General features: G+C 56.7%; 13 protein-coding genes and 1 tRNA gene. 6 read left to right on the plus strand and 8 right to left on the minus strand.

The window, feature by feature from the left end; all coding sequences use genetic code 11:
- Positions 1-709 precede the first annotated feature (709 nt).
- The gene (locus FXB40_RS26715; protein ID WP_148775116.1) at positions 710-6,325 is read left to right on the plus strand and encodes a heparin lyase I family protein; all 5,616 of its coding nucleotides are present in this window, start codon (positions 710-712) and stop codon (positions 6,323-6,325) included.
- A 75-nt stretch (positions 6,326-6,400) separates the two neighbouring features.
- On the plus strand, positions 6,401-8,197 hold the full coding sequence (locus FXB40_RS26720) for a caspase family protein (protein ID WP_148775117.1): 1,797 nt from the start codon (positions 6,401-6,403) through the stop codon (positions 8,195-8,197).
- 16 nt (positions 8,198-8,213) lie between these two features.
- Here the strand turns inward: FXB40_RS26720 and FXB40_RS26725 are convergent, their stop codons facing one another.
- Entirely contained in the window at positions 8,214-9,641 is a 1,428-nt protein-coding gene (locus tag FXB40_RS26725) for an HlyD family type I secretion periplasmic adaptor subunit (RefSeq protein WP_148775118.1), read from the minus strand.
- Positions 9,642-9,890: 249 nt separating this feature from the next.
- Between FXB40_RS26725 and FXB40_RS26730 the strand changes: the two genes are divergently transcribed.
- Both FXB40_RS26730 and FXB40_RS26735 read left to right on the plus strand, forming a co-directional pair.
- Entirely contained in the window at positions 9,891-12,032 is a 2,142-nt protein-coding gene (locus FXB40_RS26730; protein ID WP_246207972.1) for a type I secretion system permease/ATPase, read from the plus strand.
- Positions 12,033-12,161: 129 nt separating this feature from the next.
- Positions 12,162-12,560: an H-NS histone family protein gene (locus tag FXB40_RS26735; protein WP_148775120.1), complete on the plus strand. Its 399-nt coding sequence runs from the start codon at positions 12,162-12,164 to the stop codon at positions 12,558-12,560.
- 688 nt (positions 12,561-13,248) lie between these two features.
- On the opposite strand, the gene FXB40_RS26740 is transcribed toward FXB40_RS26735, so the two are convergent.
- A complete protein-coding gene (locus tag FXB40_RS26740) occupies positions 13,249-13,704 on the minus strand; it encodes a hypothetical protein (protein WP_148775121.1) in 456 nt (151 codons plus the stop codon).
- A gap of 221 nt (positions 13,705-13,925) precedes the next feature.
- On the opposite strand from FXB40_RS26740, the gene FXB40_RS49375 reads away from it, so the two are divergent.
- Entirely contained in the window at positions 13,926-15,710 is a 1,785-nt protein-coding gene (locus tag FXB40_RS49375) for a hypothetical protein (protein WP_246207974.1), read from the plus strand.
- 756 nt (positions 15,711-16,466) lie between these two features.
- On the opposite strand, the gene FXB40_RS26750 is transcribed toward FXB40_RS49375, so the two are convergent.
- Positions 16,467-17,642: an acyltransferase family protein gene (locus tag FXB40_RS26750; protein ID WP_148775122.1), complete on the minus strand. Its 1,176-nt coding sequence runs from the start codon at positions 17,640-17,642 to the stop codon at positions 16,467-16,469.
- Between the two features lie 417 nt (positions 17,643-18,059).
- Positions 18,060-19,037 (minus strand): cupin-like domain-containing protein, encoded by a 978-nt coding sequence (locus FXB40_RS26755; RefSeq protein WP_148775123.1) that lies wholly within the window; start codon positions 19,035-19,037, stop codon positions 18,060-18,062.
- 1,437 nt (positions 19,038-20,474) lie between these two features.
- Here FXB40_RS26755 and FXB40_RS26760 point away from each other — a divergent pair.
- Entirely contained in the window at positions 20,475-21,059 is a 585-nt protein-coding gene (locus FXB40_RS26760) for a LabA-like NYN domain-containing protein (protein ID WP_148775179.1), read from the plus strand.
- Between the two features lie 146 nt (positions 21,060-21,205).
- Here the strand turns inward: FXB40_RS26760 and FXB40_RS26765 are convergent.
- The 4 genes from FXB40_RS26765 to FXB40_RS26785 all read right to left on the minus strand — a co-directional run bounded on the left by FXB40_RS26765 (position 21,206) and on the right by FXB40_RS26785 (position 25,188).
- A tRNA-Thr gene (locus tag FXB40_RS26765) sits at positions 21,206-21,281 on the minus strand.
- Positions 21,282-22,144: 863 nt separating this feature from the next.
- Complete coding sequence (locus tag FXB40_RS26775) at positions 22,145-22,366, minus strand: hypothetical protein (protein ID WP_148775125.1); 222 nt, start codon at positions 22,364-22,366, stop codon at positions 22,145-22,147.
- Positions 22,367-23,113: 747 nt separating this feature from the next.
- Entirely contained in the window at positions 23,114-23,854 is a 741-nt protein-coding gene (locus FXB40_RS26780; protein WP_148775126.1) for an SDR family oxidoreductase, read from the minus strand.
- On the minus strand, positions 23,851-25,188 hold the full coding sequence (locus FXB40_RS26785) for an FAD-binding protein (protein ID WP_148775127.1): 1,338 nt from the start codon (positions 25,186-25,188) through the stop codon (positions 23,851-23,853). The genes FXB40_RS26780 and FXB40_RS26785 overlap by 4 nt, the downstream gene beginning before the upstream one ends.
- Positions 25,189-25,347: the final 159 nt, after the last annotated feature.

Consider the following 25,347-nt stretch of genomic DNA (forward strand, 5'->3'; position numbering starts at 1 on the left):
TAGCGACAGCCAACTTTAAACCGAACCTGATCGATAGACGAGTCCGTCTCTGAATTTTCGTAAACGCGGAAAAATGAGGCTGCTTTCCGAACCTGAACAAATCGGTGGAGCGACAGCCTCTAGAAACCGAGACCAATTAATCGCCGGAGGGTCGCAGTAATTCGGTCCTGCCGCTTACGGCGACAACGTTGTTTCCGGGCCGATCCGCAAATCGATTTCCAAGCGCGGTCCGCATTATCCCGGTGGTCTAATTCCAACTCTAAATGGTTATATGGTACCTCAAGAGAATAATCGGTACTATGATGCGGTTTTCCTGAGAGAATAAGCCCAAAGGTTTCACATTTTGAACAATTTAGGTTCCACACAGCGCCGTAAAGCGTGATTAACCACGTTTTGTGGACTTGGAGGCATAGTGGGCGTGCGGGCGCGCGCCGATCTGCCGCCTTGGGGCAGTGGACTTAAAAGGGGACGACGTTGCGGGATCCGATCTTAACCGGGGTAGTTATAAATACTCATTGCTCGGCTGCCAGCAATGGCTTGAGTCGGGTTCGATCAATTAAATGCGTGCAATATAAAAAAATTAAACCGCGCGAAGGTTTCGTAAAACTCGAGGGTTCCAAAAAACCTGAACGTTATAAATGTTCCCTACTTTGAACCAGTATTTTGATCTCGTCATCTTAGTGCTGGCCATTCAAGGGGACTAATCTAAATGGTTGCGCAGACCAATCCGCCCGTCATCTTGACGGCTTCTCCGGACGACATCGCCTTCGACCGAGATCCTGGCTCGAGCTACTCCGACGAGCTCACTCTGGTCGGCACGGCTACGCCAAATAGTACGATTACTGTCTACGACGGCAGTATCGTGCTGGGCACAACAACGACCAATAGTGCTGGCGTCTGGTCATACGCGACGTCTTCATTGACGGACGGAACTCATAGCTTCACGGCAACAGCGACGATCGCCGGCGTTACGAGTGCTGCGTCCTCGGCAATGGTGCAAAACGTCGTGGGAGAAATCACTAACTTTTCTCCTTTGACCGACCAGTGGTCAGCGCCCATCTCAGTGGGTGGAATGCCGTACTATGTCGAAAATGCGAACATCAACGGGAATGCGCCCTGGGCGATCACGCAGGTCGACAGCCACACGCTTCAATTTCAAGTGCGTCCTGACGATGTCTGGGCTGACAACGACAGCCATCGCAGTGAAATCAGCGGTGGCACGATCTTCTCCGCGAAGTCTACGATCAATCTATCGTATCAGCTCACAGTTCAGCCTGGCTTTAATGACACAAGCAATGGCCTAGCTTGGCAGATTCTGGGGCAATTCCACGCGGACGACAACGACCCGACATACCAAACGATTAGCGGGGGAAGTCCGCCGCTAGCGTTCCACCTGACCGGTGCGAACGGATATGGCGAAGGCGACTATCTCGCGATCCAGGCGTTTTACGCCCTTCCTGGCCAAACAGCGTGGACCGCCGCGACAACGCCGGGCGATACCCTGAATGGATACTTGTGGGTTTCTCAGGCGCCGATCGTGCGCGGTCAACCCATAGACATCCAGCTCGAAGTCAATTTCCAGAACAATTCGAGCGGATTCCTCGAGGTCTGGATTAACGGTCAGCAAGTCGTCGACTATCACGGCGCGCTCGGGTATGGCGGTGGCGTCTATTGGAAAGAAGGTATCTACGAGGGCTGGTCCAGCAATCAGGCCATCACCGTAGACTATGCGAACACGGTCATCACGTCAGGGCCCGGCGCACCGCTCATCCTCGGAAACGTGGTGAACGGCAATCAGGTCATGCTGAAAGGCACGGCGCAAGCGAACAGCACCATCTCGATTTATGATGGCGCGACCAAGCTTGGTACGGTGACCACGTCTTCCAGCGGATCATGGTTTTATGAGACCAGCGCGCTCTCAGTCGGCGGCCATAACCTTACTGCGACTGCAACGGACAGTGCCGGTAACGTTGGAGCGGCATCGACCGCGGCAAGCGCAACGATCAGCGCGTTTACGGGCCCAATGATCACCAGCGTTGTCACGTCTGCTCCAACTGGAGAGACAGTGACGGGAACCACCATCACGTTCACTCTGAAGATGAGCTCGGCGGTGTCGGTGACAGGAGCACCCACGCTGTCGCTCAATGATGGGGGCACGGCAGTCTATAAGAGCGGATCCGGCACCAATTCTCTGACGTTCACCTATACCGTTGGAGCGAACGACAGTAGCACCAAGGGGCTTGGGATTACTGGCGCGAACCTCCCTAGTGGTGCATCGATCACAGATAGCGGCGGAAACGCTGCGATCCTGACAGGCGCCTCTGTCCAGTTTCCCGGGGTTATAATCGACACGCAGCCGGTCAAGACGCCGGTATTCGGCGACCCCGTGGATAACGGCAACGGGACCTTCACATTCACCGGCACTGCGGATGCAAATACGACCGTCTACTTTTCGACGCCTTACGGCACAACTCTGGGAAATACGTCGGTTGACGGCACCGGGCACTGGACTTTCACCACTCCCACGTTCGCAGGCAATACCTGGAATAGCATCCAAGCCTACGATGTTAACTCGCTCGGCGATATCAGCTCGATTGGCAGTGAAAATGGAATTGGGTTCGGCAACAACTCAAGCCTACCTCCTTCTCCGACCATTACGGGCAACGCGTTGGTTGGAAACGTCGCTACGCTCTACGGGGCGGTAACGGGCGGCTACTCGATTACCACGGTCGCCATCTTCGATGGGACCACGCAAATCGGCACGGCCACGGTAAATAGTGACAATACCTGGTCATTTTCGACAGCTGCCCTGACGAACGGTATTCATAGTTTCTCTGCTCAGGCAAAGAGTTCGACGGGAACCAGCTCAGGATCAGTGCCCGATTCGATTACTGTCGGAACGATCGCATCCGCCGTCGATACAATTGCCCCGACCGTATCGTCGGTGGCAGCCTCGGGCACCGGGATTGCCGCGGGGACCGGGACGCTCAATGCCGGCAACGTGGTCACGCTGACGGTGAACCTGAGCGAGGCGGTGACGGTGGCCGGTGGCACGCCGACGCTGACGCTGAACGACGGCGGCGTGGCGACCTATGCCGGTGGCTCGGGCACCAACGCGTTGACCTTCAGCTATACGGTTGGCGCCGGCCAGAACACCTCCGACCTGGCGGTGACGGCAGTCAACCTGAACGCGGCGACGGTGAAGGACAGTGCGGGCAACGCGGCCAACATGGCCGGCGCGGTGACGAACCCGTCCGGCATGCTGCAAATCGACACGACGGCCCCGACCGTATCGTCGGTGGCAGCCTCCGGCACCGGGATTGCCGCGGGGACCGGAACGCTCAATGCCGGCAACGTGGTCACGCTGACGGTGAGCCTGAGTGAGGCGGTGACGGTGGCCGGTGGCACGCCGACGCTGACGCTGAACGACGGCGGCGTGGCGACCTATGCCGGTGGCTCGGGCACCAACGCGTTGACCTTCAGCTATACGGTTGGCGCCGGCCAGAACACCGCCGACCTGGCGGTGACGGCAGTCAACCTGAACTCCGCGACGGTGAAAGACACCGCGGGCAATACGGCCAACCTGGCAGGTGCCGTGACCAATCCATCCGGCACGCTGCAGATCGACACGACGGCGCCCGTGATCAGCACGATTTCAGAAACGCCCGCAACAGGTGCACTCAACGCGGGCAAGATTGTCGCTTACACCATCACGATGAGCGAAGCGGTGACGGTCAATACGACCGGCGGCACTCCGACACTGTCGTTGAACGATGGCGGCATTGCCACCTATGTTGGTGGCTCGGGCACCAGCGCGCTGACGTTCAGCTATACTGTATTGGCAGGTCAGAATACCCCCGACCTTATGGTGTCGGCCTTCAACTTGAACGGCGCCGGCGTCGCTGACGGCACTGGCAATTCGGCTAATTTATCGCTGACGGGCATCGCTCAAGGCAGTCCCTCGATCGACACCACGACACCGACGGTGTCGTCGGCGGCGGCCTCGGGCACCGGCATCACGTCGGGCAGCGGCATTCTCAATGCCGGCGATGTGGTGACGCTGACGCTGAATCTGAGCGAGGCGGTGACGGTGGCTGGTGGTACGCCGACGCTAACGCTGAACGACGGTGGCGTGGCGACCTATGCCGGCGGCTCGGGCACCAGCGCGTTGACCTTCAGCTATACGGTTGGCGCCGGCCAGAACACCGCCGACCTGGCGGTGACGGCAGTCAACCTGAACTCCGCGACGGTGAAAGACACCGCGGGCAATACGGCCAATCTGGCTGGTGCCGTGACCAATCCAACGGGCACGTTGCAGATCGACACGACGGCTCCGACTGTCGCGTCGTTGGTTGCCTCTGGGGGCGGTATCACTGCGGGGAATCCTGTCGCTGGCAGCGTTGTGACGATGACCATGAAGTTTACGGAAGCGGTGACAGTCGCCGGCGGCACGCCGACACTGGCGCTGACCAATGGCGGAGCGGCGACGTATACCGGTGGCTCGGGTACGGATACTCTAACCTTCAGCTACACTGTGGGCGCTGGACAAGATACGTCCAGCCTCGTAGTGGCGAGTGTCAACTTGAACTCGGCGACGGTGAAAGACAGCGCCGGCAACAACGCCAGTCTAGCTATGACTCCGGTCGCGGGCGGAGGGCCCGCGGCGGGCGGGGGGAGTTCACAGCCAATCGACAATACTGCGCCAACGGTTGCGTCGATGGTGGCTTCGGGCAGCGGAATCACGTCTGGCAGTGGCAAGTTGAATACGGGCAAGGTGGTCACGCTGACGGTGAACCTGAGCGAGGCGGTGACGGTGGCCGGCGGTACGCCGACGCTGACGCTGAACGACGGAGGCGTGGCGACCTATGCCGGTGGCTCGGGCACCAACGCGTTGACCTTCAGCTATACCGTTGGCGCCGGCCAGAACACCTCCGACCTGGCGGTGACGGCGGTCAACCTGAACGCGGCGACGGTGAAGGACGGTGCAGGCAATGCGGCCAACCTGGCCGGTGCCGTGACCAATCCGTCTGGCACGTTGCAAATCGATACAACTACACCGACCGTATCTTCGGTTGTTGCCTCCGGAAGTGGCATTGCGGCGGGTAGCGGCGTAGTTGCGTTTGGTGGTGCTGTCGCCTTGACAGTCAACTTCAGTGAGGCGGTGGCGGTGGCCGGTGGCACGCCGACGCTGACGCTGAACGACGGCGGCGTGGCGACCTATGCCGGCGGCTCGGGAACCAACGTGCTGACTTTCAGCTACACGGTTGGGGCTGGCCAAAACACCTCCGACCTTGCGGTAAAGGCGGTCAATCTGAATTCGGCAACCGTGACGGACAGCTCCGGCAACGTTGCGAACCTGACTGGTGCCGTGACCAATCCATCCGGCGCGCTGCAAATTGATACGAAGATCAAGCTGACGACCGCTGGCGACAACTATCTGTTGCTCGACTCGACTCGGACAGGGCCGTCTCTGAAATATGAGGGAGTCAGCCTCTCCATCGCAAACGATTTCACCTGGTATAAGCCGATCGCCGCAGTGCGGACGGCAACCGGTTATGACGTAGCTCTCAAGGCCAACGGCAGCTCTCAGTACATGATTGCCAGCGTGGACGCGAACGGCAACTGGATCGCAAACCTTACATCGATCGTGTCGGGTACAAGTTCAACGCTTCAGTCTTATGAATCGATCTTTCATGCCGACCTGAATGGTGACGGTGTGATCGTTCTATCAGGTAGTGGCACCAAGATTAGTTCGGGCTCTCTCGTCGTCGGTAGTGGGGCGACTGTGGAGATACCAGGCGCCTATTCCGGGACGGTCAGTTTTGCGGGGTCCACAGGCACACTGATAATCGACAACTCCACCAAATTCACCGGTTCATTCAGCGGCCGGCTGGCGCGAGGCGATATCATTGATCTTACCGACGTCGCCGGCGGCGCCAACGCGTCTCTATCCTACTCGGGGAATGCGTCGCGCGGCACGCTCACAGTCAGCGATGGAATACATTCTGCAAAGCTCGCTGTCGTCGGCAACTATTCGCTCGGCAACTTCGTTGCGTCGAGTGACGGCAATGGTGGGACGTCCATCGTTGATCCTCCCTTGTCCGGCAGTACCTCGGTTGGCGCTCCTTCGGAGGGAACGGCGGCGTGGTTGGCCGCTGTGGACCAGCGGTTGGCCTTGTGGTCACAACACGTGGCGTCCGCCTTCCCGACGTCATCGGTGATCGACAGTGGCGGCTTCCATACGAATGGAAACGATCTTGGAGGCCAAAATTCCCAGCTGATGATGCCCGTTCAACGTCCACAGTCCAATCACACTTGGGGATAGAGCTTCGGCTGGTGGCCGGCACAGCTTGCGGAGGCGTCTACGATCAAAGTCGCTTGGTTCTCAATTGTGCTGTTGATGTTTGTCGTTCCGGCGGACGCTTCTCAAGAACGTCTGGCGCTTGTCGTTGGCAATGCGTCCTACAGGGCTCAAAGCCTTAAGGCTGCGGCAAGCGACGCCGATCTCGTCGCGTCCTCGTTGCGGAAGGCCGGGTTTGACGTAACCGCGGCTCGAGACCTAGATCACGAAAGTCTCGCAAGAACCATTTTTGGTTTTGCCGAGACGGTCTCGAAAGTCGGCCCCGACACGCTTGTCGCTGTCTATTTTTGCGGCTATGCGCTGCAGTTGGAGGGAGAAACTTTTCTGCTGCCGGTCGACACCGATGCTGAAGTTGATGAAATTGCAGATCGACTCCGGCTCGGCGTGCGCGTTTCTGACCTTGTCCGCACGCTTTCGGCCCTCCATCCTAAGGCAGCACTAGTCATCCTGGATGCAGCGCGCAAGGGGCCCTTCTTGCTCTCGGGGCGGCCACCCGCCGACGGGCTCGGATGGATCGAGACTCGGCCCAACGTCCTGGTCGCGTTGAGCGCGTCGCCGGGCATTTCGCTCGACGCCGGCGATGGCAGCGGCTCATACGCCAGCGCCATTGCCGCTATGTTGAGTGATGAGAATTCCACGATCGCCGAAGCTTTCGTGCGTGTCCGGATGCGGGTCAACGAAATGACGCGTGGGGAGCAGGTGCCGTGGCATAGTTCGGGGATTGGATCGCAACTCACGTTAGATGCGCGCGTCGCGGGTACCCCTGAGCGATCAGTGTCCCAGGATTCGGGCTGGTTGCGTTCGCAACCGATGTCGGGACTTTCTACGCAAAACGCTTACTTCGCGGCACTCTTGCGAGATACGTTTGATTCGTATTCGGATTATCTAGCAGATCATTCGAACGACCCGATGGCTCCGCGCATTCGAGCGCTTATGGCAGTTCGGCGGGAAATGCTCATCTGGCAGCGGACCTGTCGCGCTGGCGGGTCGGAAGCTTTGTGGTCCTACTTGGAACTTTATCCAGAAGGGCCGCACGCCTATGATGCGCGCCACATGCTGCAGAGCCTAAACGTCGCCTTCGCTCCGCCTCCTGAGTTCAAGAGGCATGAGTACGATATTCCTTCTCCCTTGCCAGGCGAGACAGTTCACCCGGACGATCGATCGCTAAGGGTCGCCCCGCCGCCACCGACACCATCCGGACTCTTGGGGCCAATGCCTGGATCGTTCCTTACATCTTCAGTTTCCGGGGAGAGCGTTCGCCAAGCCTCGAATTCCGAGATACAGCCCGATCCCGTTCAAAGCGATCACGCCACAACGCCCGAGCTGACAATGGCCAATGGTGGCGCTTCACTCCGGTCGATCGAAAGGCAAGTTGCATTACCGGATTTGGAAGGAGGCGCTGCAAAACTGCTCGGTGCCCGACCGCATAAATTCAAGGTGCCCTATTGGGTCAATTCGGATACGACTTCGCCACCAACCCGGGTTGAATTGAGCGACGATAAAGCATCTCGATTTCCCGAATGGACTAAACTGGGTCTTTTGCCGAAAGCTGGGAATATGTCGTCGAGTGGGCTGGCCTTTACGGGAGCCTTAAGCTCCCCTGCAACGCTCGATGTGAATGCCGCGGCTGAACCGGGCACCAACATATCTCTGAGCGCGCTTCGCCCTTCTTTTTCTGAAGCTCCAGCCGACGTGTTGGTGCCAGCACCAGGTCGAATTCCGACACCTGTGGCCCGGTCGACGGCGCTCGCGCGGCTCCATGGAATGCCCAAGCGCACCTTCCTGCCGCGCCAAGGGCAGCCGAGCTCGATGAGCCCTCGCCAGATTGCTCCCTGAAATAGATGAGTGCGCGTCAGCGTTCGCGCATGCTCTCCTGTTTGTATTTTGCGAGCGGTGAGAGCAGGTAACTGATCAGCCGTCTTGACCCTGTCTTAATTTCGGCCGTAACGGCCATTCCTGGCGCAAGGCTCACAACCCGGTCATCGATACGAAGGTTCGGATTCAAGACGGAAATACGTGCGACATAGGTCATCTCCTGACCTTTCGGCTCACTCGTCGTGCTCGTAGATCCGACTGCCTGCCTATCAATCGACTTTTCGCCAGGAACGTCGCGCGTGACGGCGTCCGATGAAATGCTCAGCACTTTTCCTTGCAGGAGGCCGTATCTGGTATAGTCGAAGGTGTCGACTTTAATTGCGACTTGATCCCCGGCATGAACAAAGCCGATGTCTCGATTGTTCACTGCGGCCTCTACCTCTAATTTGCTATCGAGAGGGACAATGACCATGAGAGCCTGCGCGGGAGTGACCACTCCGCCAATCGTATGAACGGCCAACTGTTGCACCGTGCCGGAGACTGGTGCCGTCAACGATTGGAACTTGGCCCGCTGTTCGGCCTTGGAAAGATCGGCAGCGAATCCCGCGGCCTTTCTCTCAGCTTCGGCGAGATCGCCCAGCAGAGTCCGGCGGTATTCGGCCCTTGTCTGGGACCGGGTTTCCAATATGGTCGCGATTGCCGCCTGCATTTCCGTAGCGTGGGTCTTCTGAACCAATCGCTCTTGCTGACTCTCGGTTAGTTGCTGCAAGACCTCGAAATACTGAAGTCTGGATCCAAATTCATTGAGCGTCTTGCGAATGTTCACGCGTTCTTCGATAGTCGGAATCACCGCATCGAGCTTGTTGATCGTTGCAGTAATGGTCGCCAATGCAGCTTCCTTTTGCGCTTTCTGTCCGTCCAGTGAAGCTATCTTGGCCCGATGCTCGGAGACTTGCGCGATCAGAAACTGACGCTGCATAGCAACGAGATCGGCACTTGCTGACTCCGGAGGCTGAAAGGCGCCGAGAGGGTCATCGGTATCAGCCAACGCAGCTTTGAGGCGGGCAGTGTCGAGTTGCGCTGATTTCAGGTCACCCTGAAGGTGAGTGATTTCGCCGTCAGCAATCGTCGGATCCAACTCGATCACTATCTGCCCCGAACTGACGAACTCCCCTTCCGAGACGCGGATGGTACGCACGACGCCTGTTTCGAAGGGCTGAATAACCTTGCTGCGGCCGGTTGGAATGACCTTCCCGGTAGCAGTCGCAACGATATCCACACGGCTGAAGCTTGCCCAGGAAAGGCCAAAGACCAACATCGCAAGAAGCGTCGCGCCTATGGCGCGTCCAAGCGGCGAGGGCGGTGTCTCAACGATCTCAAGCGCGGCCGGCAGAAATTCAAGCTCTTCGGCGGAGCGAGACTTGGGAAGGGTGGGAAACGGTATTATCCTTGAGGTCGATTTCATTTCGGTATTTAATCCATTGAAATCACAGTATAATTTTCAAGGCGACTGGCTCCGCAACTTCCCCCAGTTTCTCCAGTCGAACAATCGCGCCGATTCTCTGACTTAAGCCTTATTATCTGAGCCGATTGAGGTTTTTTTGAATACTAGGTGCCAAATCACCGCCCGAATATCGCTATAAGTTTACCAATAACAAATATGATCTATCGAGGCAGGCGCCGAATCCTGGCGCTGCCTCCCGCAGGGCAGATGATGACCGTAGATTCGGAAATAACCGGGCCAAACGATCCGGGGCTCATAGCGCTTGCTATGCTGTTGCGCTTCCATGGTGTTAGCGCTGACCCGGCGCAAATTCGCCATCATTGCGGCATGGCGGATATAGGTACCGCCGAGATGGTGCGGTGTGCCCGAGCTTTAGGTCTCAAGGCGCGAGAGATTAAAAGCGACTGGAATCGACTCGTCAAAACGCCCCTGCCGGCAATTGCTGCACTCAAGGACGGCGGATTTCTTCTTCTCGGCAAAGTGGGGGACGACAAGATCGTCGCCCAATCGACCAGGACACCCCGACCGGAATTGATCACAAGGGCGGATCTGGAGGAAATCTGGAACGGCCGGCTTGTTCTGATGACCAAGCGTGCCAGTTTAGCTGAACTAACGCGCCATTTCGATTTGTCCTGGTTTCTCGGTGCTATTCACAAATACCGAGTGCAATTGACTGAGGTGCTAGTCGGGTCTTTCTTTCTGCAACTCCTTGGTCTTGCGTCACCTCTGTTCTTTCAGGCCGTCATTGACAAGGTGCTGGTGCAGCGAAGTCTCAGCACCCTGGACGTGCTTGCGATCGGCCTCGTTGGAATAGGGCTGTTCGAAACCATTCTCGGCATCTTGCGGACTTACCTCTTCTCCCATGCGACGAACCGCATCGACGTGGAGCTCGGAGCGAGACTGTTTCAGCATCTGCTAGCGCTACCAACGGCGTATTTTCAAGCGAGGCGTGTGGGCGATTCGGTTGCTCGAGTGCGAGAACTTGAAAACATTCGAAATTTCCTCACCAGTTCTGCACTGACGCTGGTGATCGATCTCTTCTTCACCTTTGTGTTTCTCGGCGTGATGTTTTGCTACTCCGCGTTATTGACCGGGATCGTCCTTCTCGGATTTCCGCTCTACATACTCATTTCCGGCGGGGCGACGCCGCGATTTCGTCGGCTGCTCGACGAGAAGTTTAAGCGCGGTGCAGAGAACCAAGCGTTTCTAGTGGAATGCGTCAATGGTGTCGACACGTTAAAGGCAATGGCCATCGAGCCTCAGATGCAGAGGCGGTGGGAGGAGCAGTTGGCAGGCTACGTGGCCGCGAGCTTCAGGGTTCTGCGGTTGGGCAACTATGCCAGCAACGGCGTTCAATTCGTCAACAAGCTTGTAACGGCCGGAATTCTGTATTTTGGAGCTCGCCTTGTGATCTCGGGTGATCTTACGGTGGGCGAACTTGTTGCATTCAACATTCTTGCTGGCAGAGTGAGTCAGCCGGTGCTGCGTATTGTACAGATATGGCAAGACTTTCATCAGGCGCAGATATCGGTCGACCGGCTCGGTGATATTCTCAACACTCCTCCTGAGCCGAGGTTCAATCCTGCCCGCGCAGCGTTGCCCTCCATTAGAGGCGACGTCGTTTTCGATCGTGTGCTTTTTCGATACCGCCCGGATGGACCCGAAGTGCTGCACGGGGTCAGCTTCAGCGTTTCCGCGGGACAAGTCATCGGCATCGTAGGTCCTTCCGGATCAGGGAAGAGCACGGTAGCCAAACTGATCCAAAGGCTCTTCATCCCGGAGAGTGGCCGGATCCTTGTTGATGGCGTTGACATCTCGATGGTCGATACGTCGTGGCTACGTCGACAGGTTGGCTCTGTGTTGCAAGAGAGCGTTCTCTTCAATCAGTCCATACGCGAGAACATCGCCTTATCGGATCCCAGTATGCCGATTGAGCGGGTCATTGAGGCCGCGAAACTTGCAGGCGCTCATGAGTTCATCCTCGAACTTCAAGAAGGCTATGACACGGTTGTCGGCGAGCGTGGCACGAGCCTGTCAGGCGGGCAACGTCAGAGAATTGCGATCGCCCGTGCGCTCGTGACGAATCCGCGCGTTCTTATCTTCGACGAAGCGACAAGCGCACTTGACTACGAAAGCGAGCGCATCATCCAAGACAATATGCGTCGCATTGCACAAGGACGGACCGTTTTTATTATCGCCCATCGTCTTTCAACTGTGCGGCGTGCCAATAGAATATTCACCATCGATCGCGGTCGATTGGTAGAGGATGGAACCCACGACGAACTGATCAAGAGTGGTGGCCGCTATGCTACCCTCCATCGGATGCAAGCAGACATCCATGAGGTCTTTTAGCGTACCCACGAATAGCGTACCCGAGAACGGCGGCTCTATCGGACAAGCCTTGCGGTATTGCCCGAAATGCGGCATGAAACCCTCTTCGATGCATATGCCGTCGATGATTCCATCACAGAGACGACCTAAATGACCCCCAAGTTGAATTTCGATAGTATGTCGGTCGATGAGTTGTGGCAGTTGCATGAACAGCTTGGTCGGATCTTATCGACACGTTTGACGACGGAAAAGCGTGAGCTCGAAAAACGCCTTGCACAACTTAATCGCGAAGATCAGGCCCGTTACACGGAGATGCAGTCTTCTTCCGAGGTGGTTCGTAGTCGGCGCAAATATCCCGAAGTTTTGCCGAAATATCGAAATCCAAATACCCCCACCGAAACTTGGTCCGGGCGAGGAAAGCAACCACGCTGGCTGGTTGCGGCTTTAAAATCCGGTCGCCGGATCGAGGAATTCGCGATCGGCAAACTTGGTGCCGGCAAGGCAAAATCCGGCGAGCGCCGCCAAAAGGGACATGCCTCTCGGGTCTAGCGTCTGGATGCGACCCTGAGTTGTGGCCAAGTATTGTCGTGCAGAAAGTCGTTGGTACATTTGTCGCTCACCGACGACTGGCCGACGTCTGCTTATTCATGGAAGCGCGGGCCTGGTTCCGTGCCAAGCGAAATCGTTTGCAGGAGACGGCTGAACAGTTTCGTGGATCGGTCTGGCAAAGTCGTCGGAACGATATTTGTTGCAACGCCTACTGCAACAAGATCGTGGACGATGACGGAGCGGTTAGCACAGCAGGAATAGTCTGAAGTCGCCGACCACATTCCGCAATTCTTATCGTCTGTCTTAATCTTACCAACTCAAGATAGCTGTCGGCTAGTTCTTGATCAGTCATTTTGCCAAAGTCCCGTTGAGGGTCTCGCCCAGACCTGCTCATGAATGCTCCTATCGAAAATACTTTCGTGCCAGCAACCACTTACGTCTTCTCAGAATGGTTCGCGTTCAATAGCCTCCACTGCCCAGCTACCGGTAGGAATTTCAAGGGCGCAGGCACATGGTTAAAATGCGCACTATATGAGGCTATTTGAGGTAGTCAACCGACTCGCCGTCCAAGATCAATTTGGTTTCTGCACCCGGGAAGCCTTACCATCTGAATCGAACTTCTCGCCGGAAGGTGCGCCTTGCGGGATGTCTCTGAGGGCCTCGCCGGGGCTCTACGCCTTGCCTCAGCTCATAGTTCAGTGCTGAACAGCTCCAAATTAAATAGGCAATTTCTCAGAGTCTTCCAATCCGATAATTGCTCAGATGGGACGCCCATGATCTCATGATCGCCAACCTCAGACGGGATGTGAAAGCGGTCGACATAGGAGCTGCCGAGTTCGTTGTGGAGAAATTCTTCAACTTGGGTTGTCCAAGACTGCGCGTAGGCACGAGATGTCGCACCGTCTTTGGCTGGATCGCGAAGTCGTGCGAGGATCAGGCGTCCCTCATTCATAAGGTGGCCGAGTGTTTCACGTGTTCGCGCAGTATAAGAAGCAATCGCTCGCACTTGTTTCCGGCGTGCGCGGCCGACTGCTGGGGCCGCGCCGAAGCTCAAGAGGCTTCGCGTGGCCTCCAACGGAAAGTGAACCACGGTCAATACGAGGGACGCCGCCAGCAATTCGACGGCGGCCAATAGAACGTCCATGGGATGTCCCAGGTAAGCAAATCGCTGACAGTTTACCACAAACAAAGTAACAGGACTGGAGGTGTGGGGCGTGGGGAAACAGAGTATCTGCCTTCCCTTGTCCGGAAAATAGAAGCGTCAGGGTTGAATGTTGCCTTGGCCGGCGATAAAATTAAATGTTAATCGATTTTTTGTAATTAAATCGCAGCCCTTGGGGGTGATTGCTCTACGGACGTAGTTTTATGGAACATTTAATTGCGAACAGCGCCATTGTGAGGGCTCTTCGCGATCGCTTTTTTGCGCTCGGCCGTTCGAAAGATGCCAACAGAAGGTTGGAAATGCCCGAGATAAACCCAGTCGAATGGAATGTCGAAGAGTTCAGGCGTCTGCTTGACGAACCCTTCAAGATGATTGGGGGGGCATCGCCTGACGATATGCTCGACCAGGTTCCAAATGATCGCCAGCGAATCCTTATCGCGACAGATGAGTTGACGACAAAAGAATGTCTGCGTCCGGCAGAACTCGGCGAAGAGCCACCAGGTGCGACGGAGAACGATCCAAACTGTGGTCCGTCGATCAGTGAAACCCAGTTGGCGACTGAAATGGGCCAGGCGTCGGTAACAAAATCGATCTCACACCAGTTGGATTCCGACGCGCCGGTCAACAATGCGAAGGCTGTTCTTGTTCTCAGCATCGAAATGGCTTCGCGGTCGGAAGCTGACGCTGTAATGGAACAAACGGACCCGACTCCGGGCGAAACTGCAAGCACCCCGGTTGTTGAGGTTGAGGTCGCGTTGGAAGAACGCCAGCAGCAAGTGGAGCTATCGGACAGCAGCTTGGGGGCCGATGTTCAGTTCGACGCGACCCTGCAGTGCGCGGACGAACCAAGATCGCTCGTTGGCGAGGTCAGCGGTGCTCCAGTTTCCGACGAGCGGCCGGTCACGGAGCCGGATTCACAGCTATCCCAGCCAGCGGACGACACTTCGTTTCTTGCGATGGGCTCTGACGGATCTTTGACGTCTCTTGAACAAGAACCGTCATTGGAGAACGAATCATCCAACCAATCCAGCGACGGAACTCAACTTCGCTTACCTGCTGACCCTGGATCTGAGAAAGAGCCCGCCTTCTTGAAGGCCGATCAGGTACCTGCAGCAGCGGTTTCCGATATGAACGTCGGAGGAACGGCTTGGATGGCTCGGAGCGGAGCCACCACCGAGGGGCTTACCCTTTCAGCATCCAACCCGGCTGACTTGAGCGTCGCCGATCCCGCGCCGGGTGAGGCTAGCCTAGCGAGACCAGGTGACGCCAATGCCGAGTGCACCGTGCCGACAGTACCCCCTGCAGGTGCCGCCATTGACGACTCTCCAGTATCTGAACCAGACGATGCTGGCGCCGAGGTCTCTCGTCTGATTGCAGGGCACCCAAATCCAAATCAATTCTCGACGTCCGTATTGGACGGGCCTTTGGCTCAGGAGACAGCTATTGGCGAAGGACCAGCGACGTTTTCGGGATCGCAAGCCTATTGCGCCGCTGAAAAGGAATGCCCTCCAGCAGCTTACGCCGAAATTGAAGAGCGGTTGCCCGATGTACGTAGAGGCGAACGGCTGCAGCCAGCTTCATGCTTTACGTCCCTAGAACGGCGGGCGCCGGCTCCGATCGTGGAGAGGGCGATCGAGGCTGATGGCTCCGAGCCGCAACCTAACCGATCGGGACAAGCACCGGCTCGATTTTCTGCGGGAAACCTACGTAGCTTGGGTGACGAGAGGGGAGCTCCTATCCCAGCGACTGGCCGCAAGCTTGCTCTGCTGAAGGCTGTCGTTGAGCCAGATCTCCGAACGGCGCCCGTCGATAGAGAGCGTGCGATCGCCTTGCGATGGGCATTGAGGGATATTAGGGGCAATCGACTCGGAATATTACCCGTCGACCCGGTTACGCTTCAGACGCTTGTTGACTTGAGTTTAATCGAGATATCGGACGGGAAACCGACACTAACAAGCAGCGGTTTCAACGTGATCGCTTCGACCTGAGGGGTCCCGTCGCCGATTCCGCGGCGCCAGTGAGCGCTCCGTCGGAGATGCGATCCGCTTAGGGGTTGCTTCGCTTGGTCGCGGAACCTACGTTGCCGCTTGGCTTCCAACTTATCCGGCTCTAAGTCCGCAATTCTACGGGCCGTTTTAATCAATCTCTCGTACGTCAAGCTTAATTCGCGAGTTCATTTGCTTAAGCGGCGTGCCCCAGTATCTTGCCCGAGTGCGGCCCAGCTATGACATGACCACCGTATTGCAAAATCCCGCTTGGCCTAATTTTCCGGTAGCTCGAGTCTAGGAATTCCTTCGATGGACACCTCTCTGAAGAAATCGAACGCATCAGAGGTCGCTTCGAGCCGAGAGCAGCTGGAGCTTCGTTACCGTGAAGTACGTTCTCTTCGGCAAAAGGTCTCTCAGCTCGAGATGTCATTGTACGCTGTGGCAGCGCGAATTGCGTTCCAGGGGCCCGTCAAGGTAACGACGCGTATAGTCAAAAGCAACGCCAAGATGCGGACGCTTCACTAGCGTCACGGTACGCGATTAAGACGACCGCCGCATCCTTTTCTGCGCTGATTGATAAAGTGGTGCTCGCAAGCGCCCGCTCATTGTGATTGGAGAACTGCTCGCTGATACCTTGGTCTCGGCGATGCTGTGAGGTGCATCGGGGCACGGACTGTTGACGATTCGACCTGATCCAACCCGAGAAAAGATCCCGCTGGGATATCGCCTGAAACTGCGCACAACCAGCAAATCCTATCACTCTGCAGCGGCCTGCGAAGCGGCGCTGGAAGCGTCGTTGGATCCACCTTTGATCTTCGTCTTCAGCTGCGACGCCGGCTTCTCGACGAAATTCCAGGAAAACATAGCAAATGCCAAAGTCAGCGGTAGCCCCAACATCAAAACGACCGATCCGTGTCTGTATTCCGTCGGAAGCAAACAGACCAATGTCTGCTGTATCGGGAATCCAAACAGATAGATTCCATAGGAATAGTCTCCGCCACGCAGAAGAGCTGGGAGGCGGACTTTGCGGGTGCCTGCAAAGATGACAAGATAGGTGAGCGCCAGTAAGCCGACGACTATGAGAGACGAGTACATAGCGGCGACGGAGGCAACGAGGAAAGCTATAACGGCGTTGCCGCCGGACATGATGAGACGATTGTTCCAATGGAAAGCGCAGCATCCGAAGACGAATGATCCGATCAGCATCTTCCAATCTGGAACGCCGACGAAATTGTACAGTTGCCCGCCGCGGAGCATGTACAGGGCGGTCAAAAGAATCGTCGCTAGCGCAGCCAGCGTGCAAAGCTTTCTGCTAAAAATCGCCTTCGTCGCGATCATAGACGCGATGAAGAGGTAGCAAAAAAACTCGGGCCTTAGCGTCCATAGATTGAGATTTACGGCGCCGGGCACTGGGTTTTGAAGAAATAATCCAGGTAGGAAGAATTGAACGCTTCCGATGATGTTGAGGAAATACCTTATAAATAGCGGGTCGGAGAAATATTCAGACGAAGTCTTTACCGTCAGCCAAGGGCCGAGGATGAGCGCGCTGAGTGCGATTTCGACGATCAGTGCAGGCAAGATCCTTAGCGCGCGGAACAAGAGAAAGATCGAAACACCTCGCGTGCGGACGGCGCTGCCGGTGACAAGATAGCCGCTAACTATGAAAAACATCGGCAGCACGGGCTTCACAAACACCCCGTGAATTGGGTCAGAGGCGAACGCTTCGGCAGCGTCAGGGCCATCGCAAATAAACATGGCGTGGAAGGTGAAAACCCACACCGAAAGCAGCAATCGGAGCGCATCAAAGCCAGGGCCTGCACCCCCGTTGATCCTTAAAATATCAGCCGCCGTTAAGGGACGCGCCTGGCCTTCCGATCGATCCTGGAACATCTCGGTCAAAACTGATGAAATAAAATGTGGCCATTCAGCCAATTGAAATAATACATCCGTCTGATGTTAGAAGCGAGCAGCTATTATTCTTGGTTCCCGCTTGCGAAATTCGTCTTGCCCTGATGCTTGACCAGGTTTGTCGGCTTTGCCTAGTCTATGTTCGGCTTGTTGGGAGCAGCGACATGCTTCCCTGAACCTAACGTCTTGGTCAAGCGACTAATTCGTACGGGCGAACAGACGGCGTAAATGGACAGCGTAACGAGTCATATGTCCCAAGTTGCACAGGTATACAAGCGCAGCAGACGCACGTTCGCAGTGAAAATTGCTTGGATGGTGCTGTGCTCAATCTCGATGGCGGGATGGACGATGGCACTCCTTTGGGGCGCGGTGCGTCTGGCGCAATGGCTAGTGGTCTAGCCTAACGCATAGATCTCTGTTCGTCGGGGCACCTGTCCGCGATCACCGAGTTGATCGCATCACGACCCTTTTTGCCAGGCGGTAGGGCGCACGCAATCTGTCAAGCCCAGAGAAAACGGCATCTCTATAATTCTTCGGGCGCGACGTGCCGACGAATTCGATCGCGCGGGCTTTGACAGTGTCTCCCGTGACTGATCGCCCGGGAGGAGAAGGGCGCAGCCCAATCCTCCTCATGAGCGCGTTGACCTGATAGACGTGAGCCCTTCTGTCCAGCTCACGCATGCAAAAGTTTATGCTGACGCTGATGGAAACGTTCGCTCCATTCTTCACCCAGTGTGGCGCCAACGAAGGGTGGTGTACGGCCACCCCCGGAGTAAGGCGAAACTGTCTTCCACGACCTCGCAAATGTTCCCGGTAGAGGGCACCATTCAGATCGCCAAGATAGAACCTCTCAATCTCGCGATCTGGAAGAAGCTCTCGATCGTTTGGGTCATAGAGCCAGACGTCCTTCTCTCCCGCGATTTGACAAAGGAAGTTCGCTTCGTGGTCAATGTGGTAGGGAGTCACAATATTGGGCGAAGCAAGAAAGACCGTCATTTGGGCCCAAGTGATGCGCGGGACGACCCGCTGACCAAGCAAGTCTTCCACGTCTCGCAATGCCTGCTGCAATACCTCTTCGTAGTTCGCATTGAGCGCATTGATGTTGCTGATCTTGACGTAGCTGCCAGAATGGGACAGGTCACGAATGGCTCCGGAAATGCTGCTCTTTTCCGCGATTTCCGAGAATCTCGCGTCAGTCCTGGTCTGGCCCATCGAGACCGAGACCAGGTTCAACTTGCCGAGCTTCGCCCAGGAGTCGGCTGCATCTTCCAATACTTCGAGCGAGAACAGTGAATTCTCGGCGAGATCATGTTCGAGCGAGAATGCCCTTCTACCGAAATTGCACTGAAATTCCGCGGAGTCTGCGCGCAACGCTGCATGCCCGTTGATGTCAACCTGGCGGGAATTTAAAACCCCCATGGCAATACCTCGACTGAGTTAATAAACGTCAATCCGGCAGGTGTGGCGGCCGTTAAAGGCCGATAAAATATTGGTCATTTAATTGTTGATTAACTGAATTATAGCAGATAGCTTAATTGCTGGAATAGTTAATTTGTTTCTAGGTGTTTCTGATCGATGCGTGCGACTCATGCATCACTAGCCGTTGTCCAGGTTGTAAACTGTGAAACTTGACCTGACGCCTCGGTGATCTGCAATTCACGTTGGTGAGATCCGGAAATGCGGTTCAAGCAGTCGAAACTTGATGCCTGGTGACCTCGATCGTCGATATCTGGAATTGAAGCGCCTGCGAAAAGTAGTTGCCGATCTAGAGCTCCGACTTTCCTCGCGGCGTGCCTTGGAGTCACGAGAAAAGGACGAAGCTGGGCAAAAAGAAATAGTTGGATCGACGAAGAAGCAAGAGGAGTAGAGTCGACGGTCGAAGAGCGGCACAGTTGGAGCCGCTCTTCCAATCGTGGCGAGCTAACCGGATTATCCTCTCTGCCTTGATCACCCGTCAACGGATCCTGCGGAGACTGACGAACTCGCAGAAGTTTCTAGGGTTCTAATAATTGGTACCGCCTTCAATAGCTCGCCGGGGGTGCTCCAGGTCGAGGCTGGCGAAACCCAGCGCAGCCACGCTGCAGTAGAAGACCGGCGCGATCGGCAAATTGCGAGGAATCTGTTCGGTCGCCATGCCGCGACCGGGAAGTAGACCTCGGATGGCTTTGAGATAGAAGTTACATCTCGCTTGACTTGTCAGTCGTGAGGTTGCCCGGAATAGCGGGTCTAGCAAGCCGAGCATTGAGGAAATGGCATGCCGCCTGACGGGGTAAGTCGTCATTGCCCTGGCCGTTGCTGTTGACGGAGGGAACGTCACGCCTTGCCGTGAAGACTGAAGATGGGGTGAATACTCGGTGAGACCCACTAGGGGCCGATCTCGTCGAACCCTGAGCGTGGGGTCTTGTGAGGGCGATCAATTCATGTGATCAGCGAGGTTTATTATCGCATTCCGCGCATAAACTATCCGCGCGCGCGTCAGGCGTAGTATTCTCCAAGGCATTGAATCTTATTATCGTGGTGATTGCCGTGTGGTGATCGATATCGTCGTGTACCACGCTGTGTGTGCAATGGGACCGGGCGGCGGGAGTGGATCGACAGGATGCAATCGCCAGGATGGCTTTGAGATCGATCCTCCGTCGCGCACATATTGCCCGCACGAGTGGATCGGTTCTGGCGGCTAAGTCGGTATCAATCTAGCCAAGCACCAATCGCAACACCTGGGTCAATGATTCCGTTATTGCTCGAGAGCGCGCCGGGCGGCCGTGTTCTTTAGGGTGGTTACGTAGGAACGGTTTTGTGCACGAGATGGGCATTGCCGGGGGCCGCCAGCCTGCGTTTCAGGGAGAGGTGAGAGGTATGTCATGCTCGCCAGGCAAGATCGCAGTTTTCATCGACGGGCCTGATCTGTGCGCCGCTGCGAAGAGTCTGAAGTTAGATATTGATTACATGCGCTTGTTAAGGGAATTTCAAAGCCGTGGGACCCTTCTGCGCGCATTTTACTATACCGCCGTGGCTGAGGATCAAGAATACTCGTCGATGCGTCCTTTGATCGATTGGCTAGCATATAACGGGTATAAAGTAGTGACCAAACCAACGAAGGAGTACATTGACGCTACGGGCCGCCGCAAGGTCAAAGGCAATATGGACGTTGAGCTTGCGGTAGATGTTATGGAAATCGCCGAATTCGTCGATCAGTTGGTGCTGTTCTCCGGCGATGGCGGCTTCCGTCCCCTTGTCGAAGCCGTGCAGCGCCGCGGCGTGAGGGTGACGGTCATTTCAACCGCAGTAAGCGTACCCCCAATGATTGCCGACGAGTTGCGCCGCCAGGCCAACGTCTTTACCGATCTCGTCGAACTGCGATCTAAGCTCGGCCGCGATCCATCTGAGCGCGTGGTTAGGAGGGCAGAGGTGTGGCGGCGGCCCGCCCGCTCGAGGGAATGACCTCTGATTTACTGGATCGGTCAACAAGCGCGGCGACAGACATTCGTGGACTTAGCTGAAAGCAGTTGTCGGTGGCTTGGCCAAAGGGGGCGACCGCGGGCGCGTAAGCGGGTGATGTGCAAAGAGATCTTGTGCGCGCGAAGATTTGGTGCCGGTTGAAGAGACTTGAACTCCCGACCTCCGCCGTACGATGGCGGCGCTCTAACCCTGAGCTAAACCGGCAATTGGTGGAACGAAATTAGCGCGATCTAACGAGCCGCGCACATAGCTAAATGGAAAGATGTTTAATAATCGCAGAGACTGGCTCTCTTAAGGTCCTTCTGCGGGATCGATCGCGGATCGTGACCCTCCTGGCTACTGATGGTACAGCGCGGCCCGATGTGAGTGGGCCTGAGCGGTCGGGTAGGAATGGTTGACGCTGCATGCCGTCCATCGCAAACGAACTATCAGAGAGAGATGCGACAATGGGGAAATGCATCGCCCTAGGAGAGCTGCGAAGCGCTTCGGCCGAGGGTTTGGTAAAGCCGAATGCAACTACCTCCGACTAGCGCGCCTGCGATTTTTTCAACGGCATCGAACAGATGCCCGTGCCGATCGGGGGTTAGGTGCTGCAACAATTCCAGGGAAATGGCTGCTATGGGAACCAGCACTATAACATGGATGAAGCGTTGAGGGTAAGCAGCCACAAAAAATGCGCATAGTGCACAATAAGCCGCGAAACGTTCGATGACGACATGACCCGTCTGTGGGCGAAGCCCGATGGGAGATAATGTCGCAAGGACAATTGACGCGAATATGCCCCAAGCGGCAACACGGATCAGGTTTCGTAGCATTGTCTACACACGGAGAGAAACTGCCTGACTAAGCTCCTGGTTGGAGCCAGATCCATCGAACTAAACAAAAATGCGAGCTGTGCGAACTTCGACTGAGCGGGCAAGGGTCCGCAAAGTTTTGTCTCGAAATAATAACTTGCTAGTATATCACTGCGATCAAATTAAACATCGGCGCCGAGGAATGCAATAGAACGGCTGGATCCTCACAAAAGCGTCGATCTCCGGGGGCCGCCCGGCGACTGCGCTGAACTGTTATTTCGCAGGAATGACGGTCCTCTGGAGCAGCGCGATTTGTCGGGTGATCTTCTTTGCGAGCTCGGAGCGTTCTTGCTTTAAGGTCAATTCTTGGTCGGAGATATTGTGGCCATCCCGCTCGAGAACCCCGATTAAGATTGCCTGATCTTTAATATGTTGTCGATGCTTCGTTATTTCTCGGTCCAGGATGGCCAATTCACGATCAACTTCGCCTTCCATCGCAAAATCCTTTGTCCTAAAGGCAAATAGTTATCCGAGCGGGCGTTACTCAATCCTTACAGGGTGGCACCCATGGATTGCCATTCAGGGAAGCTCGTTCTCTAGGCTCTGCGAGCCGTGCGCTGGGCGTCTAAGCTCTGATGGCCGATTGGAGACCGGTTGCCGCGATTTTGGGGTAACGAGGGTAATATCCTAACCTGGGTCATTCGATTAAGGATCTTGGAATTTTGGCTAGGCGCATTCGGGCGCACCATGTGTTCCACATCGGGAATATTTGCTGATCCTGGCCAGCGTCAATTGTCTTGATTCGAGTTATCCCGAGTTCCAAAAAGGAAGCCCGAAGTGGCGAGTTCGGCTTTGTTGGGCTCTCGATCTAGCGTGCCGTCGCCTTGCGACCGGCCTTGCGCATTCGCGAAGCAAAAGCGCCGCCCGCTTAAATGTGGCGCGGGCGACGGCTTTCCAGCCCCGGCGGGTGTGGCGCAAAACTCCGGTGAGGTTGATCGGGCACGAGTTGTGCCAAGATTTTATGTCGTGTCGTAACAGAAGCGCCGCCCTTAGTTCACTTCGCGCCGCTGGGGAGAAGGGCATAGGCCGCTTTGGGCGGTTGATTTCAAGAATCACCGAAGCAACGCTTCGGCCATGCACGCAGCAATCGGGCGAGGGGGCAGATCCAGCCCGCGCCGGCCTGTGGTAGCAGCGCTTTACCGTAAACCTATCCCCCTAAGAACGGGAAGATGGACCAACAGCTCAAAATTTCAGCTTCTTGAAGATTGCTTCTGGCAGTGTCTTGATGACAAGCATCACGAGGCGCCATTTCTCGCTGACATAAATGACGTCGCGCTGCTTCTGCACGGCGTCGAGGATCGCGTTGCCCGCGATCTGCGGCTCGACGGTGAGCGGGCCGATCAGTTTTATGCCCTCAGTCATCTTGGTGCGGACGAAGCCGGGTTTCACGGTGATGACATGAACGCCGCCGCGGCTGGCGCGGGCGCGAAGGCCTGACAGGAACGCCGAGAATCCCGCCTTGGCCGACCCGTAAACATAGTTCGAGGCCCGCCCGCGATCGCCTGCAACCGACGAGACGCCGACGATCGTGCCGTTGCCGCGCGCCAGAAATTTCTCCGTGAACAGGCCGAGGATCAACGCGGGCCCCTCGTAGTTCGAGCGCATGATAGTTGCCGCGTGATCTAAGTCGTTTTGCGCATTCTCCTGCACGCCGAGCAATCCGACGATAGAGATGACGACATCCGGCAACGACGGCAGCGAGCCGACGAAGCTTTGGAATGACGCAGTGTCGAGCGCGTTAAATGCCCAAATCTTCGCCTCGATGTTATAGCGGGCTTGGAGATCGGCCGCATCGGGCTCGAGCACCGCAACGTCACGGCCTGCAAGGCCGACGTCATATCCCGCCTTGGCGAAGGCGCGTGCGGTGGCGCGGCCGATATCGGACGAGCCTCCCAGCACCAGAACGGTCTTGCGCGAAGTCACGGCTGAACCTCATCGAACAGACGCTGTGAAAGTCTTGAACGGATCTTCCCCTCGGGATCGAGGGTTTGACGAATCGCGTTGAAGCGCGGCAGGTCGGGATAGCCGGCCTCGAACGTCGCGCGCGACTGGCGCGCGTCTTTGGCGAGGTAAAGCCGCCCGCCGGCGGCAACGACCAGCCGATCAATCTCATCGAGAAAGGACAGGATGTCGCCGCGCAGAGGAAAATCCAGCGCGAGCGTATAGCCGGGCAGCGGAAACGACAGAAGCCCCTCACCCTGGCCGAGCTTCTTCAGCACCGCAAGGAACGAGGCATCGCCGCGTCGTGTGATGCGTTCGAGGATATCGCCGAGCACTTCGCGTGCACCGTGCCCGGGGATCACGCATTGATGCTGGAGGAAGCCGCGCCGTCCGTAGATGCGATTCCATCCGCCAATGGTGTCAAGCGGAAAAAAATAAGGATACAGCGAGACCACATGGTCGCCGCCGGCGCGCCGAGCACCTTTGCGGTAATAGAGCTCGTTGAAGGCGCGAATGCTGTAGCGGTTCAACGTCATCGATGGGAAGTCGATAGGCACCGAGAACCCGGGAGCCTGGCCGGTCGGAAATTCATCGGTGTCGTCCGGCAGGTCGCCTCTGTTGGCGTGCTCGCCGAGGTAGATCAGCGAGCGGCCGAGTTCGCTGCCGCGCGCCGCGCAGTCGATCCACGCGACCGAATATGTAGCGGAATCGCCGGCATCGAGCGCGCGCATCGCGGCCGTCAGATCGGATGCGGAGATGATACGTTCGCGGATCCAGCCGGTCTCGACCGGTCGCAGCCGCATGCTCGCTTCAAGGATGACCCCGGTCAGCCCCATGCCGCCGACGGTCGCGGAGAAGACGTCTGAATGATCCTCGCGCGAGACTTCAATGGTTTCGCCCTGCCCGGTACGAAGAAGGATACGCTCTACATAGCGGCCGAAGCCGCCCTCGCAATGGTGGTTCTTGCCGTGCACGTCGGCCGCAATGGCGCCGCCGACGGAGACGAAGCGGGTGCCTGGGACGACGAAGGGCAGGAAGCCGCGCGGACCGAAGGTCTCAATAAGATCCGACAGCAACACCCCGGCCTCGAGGCGAATACGTCCGGTCGCCGGATCGAACGACCTGATCCGGTCGAAACTTGTCATCGCGATGGTCGCCCTGGCGCCGATCGCGGCATCGCCATAAGCGCGACCGTTGCCCCGGGCGATGGCGCCGGCGGTCGCAGCAATGGCTTCTCCGACCGCCGCGAGCGAGCAGGGCCGCGAAATTTCGGTATCGATGACCGGGAAACGGCCCCAGCCGGTGACGAGAGTCATCTTTCAACTCCTGTGCAGGGCGAAAGCAGTCGTCTTGGAAGCTGGGAAGGCCGCAGAACGTTCCGTTAATCCGAAGGTCTAATAAAAACATCGGCCTGCTTATTTATTGCACTCCCTGACCGCGCGGTAGGCTTTAGCGGTTTGCTTTCGAACCGACTT

Source organism: Bradyrhizobium rifense (assembly GCF_008123425.1).
Classification (GTDB): Bacteria; Pseudomonadota; Alphaproteobacteria; order Rhizobiales; family Xanthobacteraceae; genus Bradyrhizobium; species Bradyrhizobium rifense.

What these genes read in the sequence shown, in the direction of transcription:
- FXB40_RS26715 (WP_148775116.1), top strand. Translation starts at nt 710, where the DNA reads ATGGTTGCGCAGACCAATCCGCCCGTCATCTTGACGGCTTCTCCGGAC.
- FXB40_RS26720 (WP_148775117.1), top strand. Translation starts at nt 6,401, where the DNA reads ATGTTTGTCGTTCCGGCGGACGCTTCTCAAGAACGTCTGGCGCTTGTC.
- FXB40_RS26725 (WP_148775118.1), bottom strand. Translation starts at nt 9,641, where the DNA reads ATGAAATCGACCTCAAGGATAATACCGTTTCCCACCCTTCCCAAGTCT.
- FXB40_RS26730 (WP_246207972.1), top strand. Translation starts at nt 9,891, where the DNA reads ATGACCGTAGATTCGGAAATAACCGGGCCAAACGATCCGGGGCTCATA.
- FXB40_RS26735 (WP_148775120.1), top strand. Translation starts at nt 12,162, where the DNA reads ATGACCCCCAAGTTGAATTTCGATAGTATGTCGGTCGATGAGTTGTGG.
- FXB40_RS26740 (WP_148775121.1), bottom strand. Translation starts at nt 13,704, where the DNA reads ATGGACGTTCTATTGGCCGCCGTCGAATTGCTGGCGGCGTCCCTCGTA.
- FXB40_RS49375 (WP_246207974.1), top strand. Translation starts at nt 13,926, where the DNA reads ATGGAACATTTAATTGCGAACAGCGCCATTGTGAGGGCTCTTCGCGAT.
- FXB40_RS26755 (WP_148775123.1), bottom strand. Translation starts at nt 19,037, where the DNA reads ATGGGGGTTTTAAATTCCCGCCAGGTTGACATCAACGGGCATGCAGCG.
- FXB40_RS26760 (WP_148775179.1), top strand. Translation starts at nt 20,475, where the DNA reads ATGTCATGCTCGCCAGGCAAGATCGCAGTTTTCATCGACGGGCCTGAT.
- FXB40_RS26775 (WP_148775125.1), bottom strand. Translation starts at nt 22,366, where the DNA reads ATGGAAGGCGAAGTTGATCGTGAATTGGCCATCCTGGACCGAGAAATA.
- FXB40_RS26785 (WP_148775127.1), bottom strand. Translation starts at nt 25,188, where the DNA reads ATGACTCTCGTCACCGGCTGGGGCCGTTTCCCGGTCATCGATACCGAA.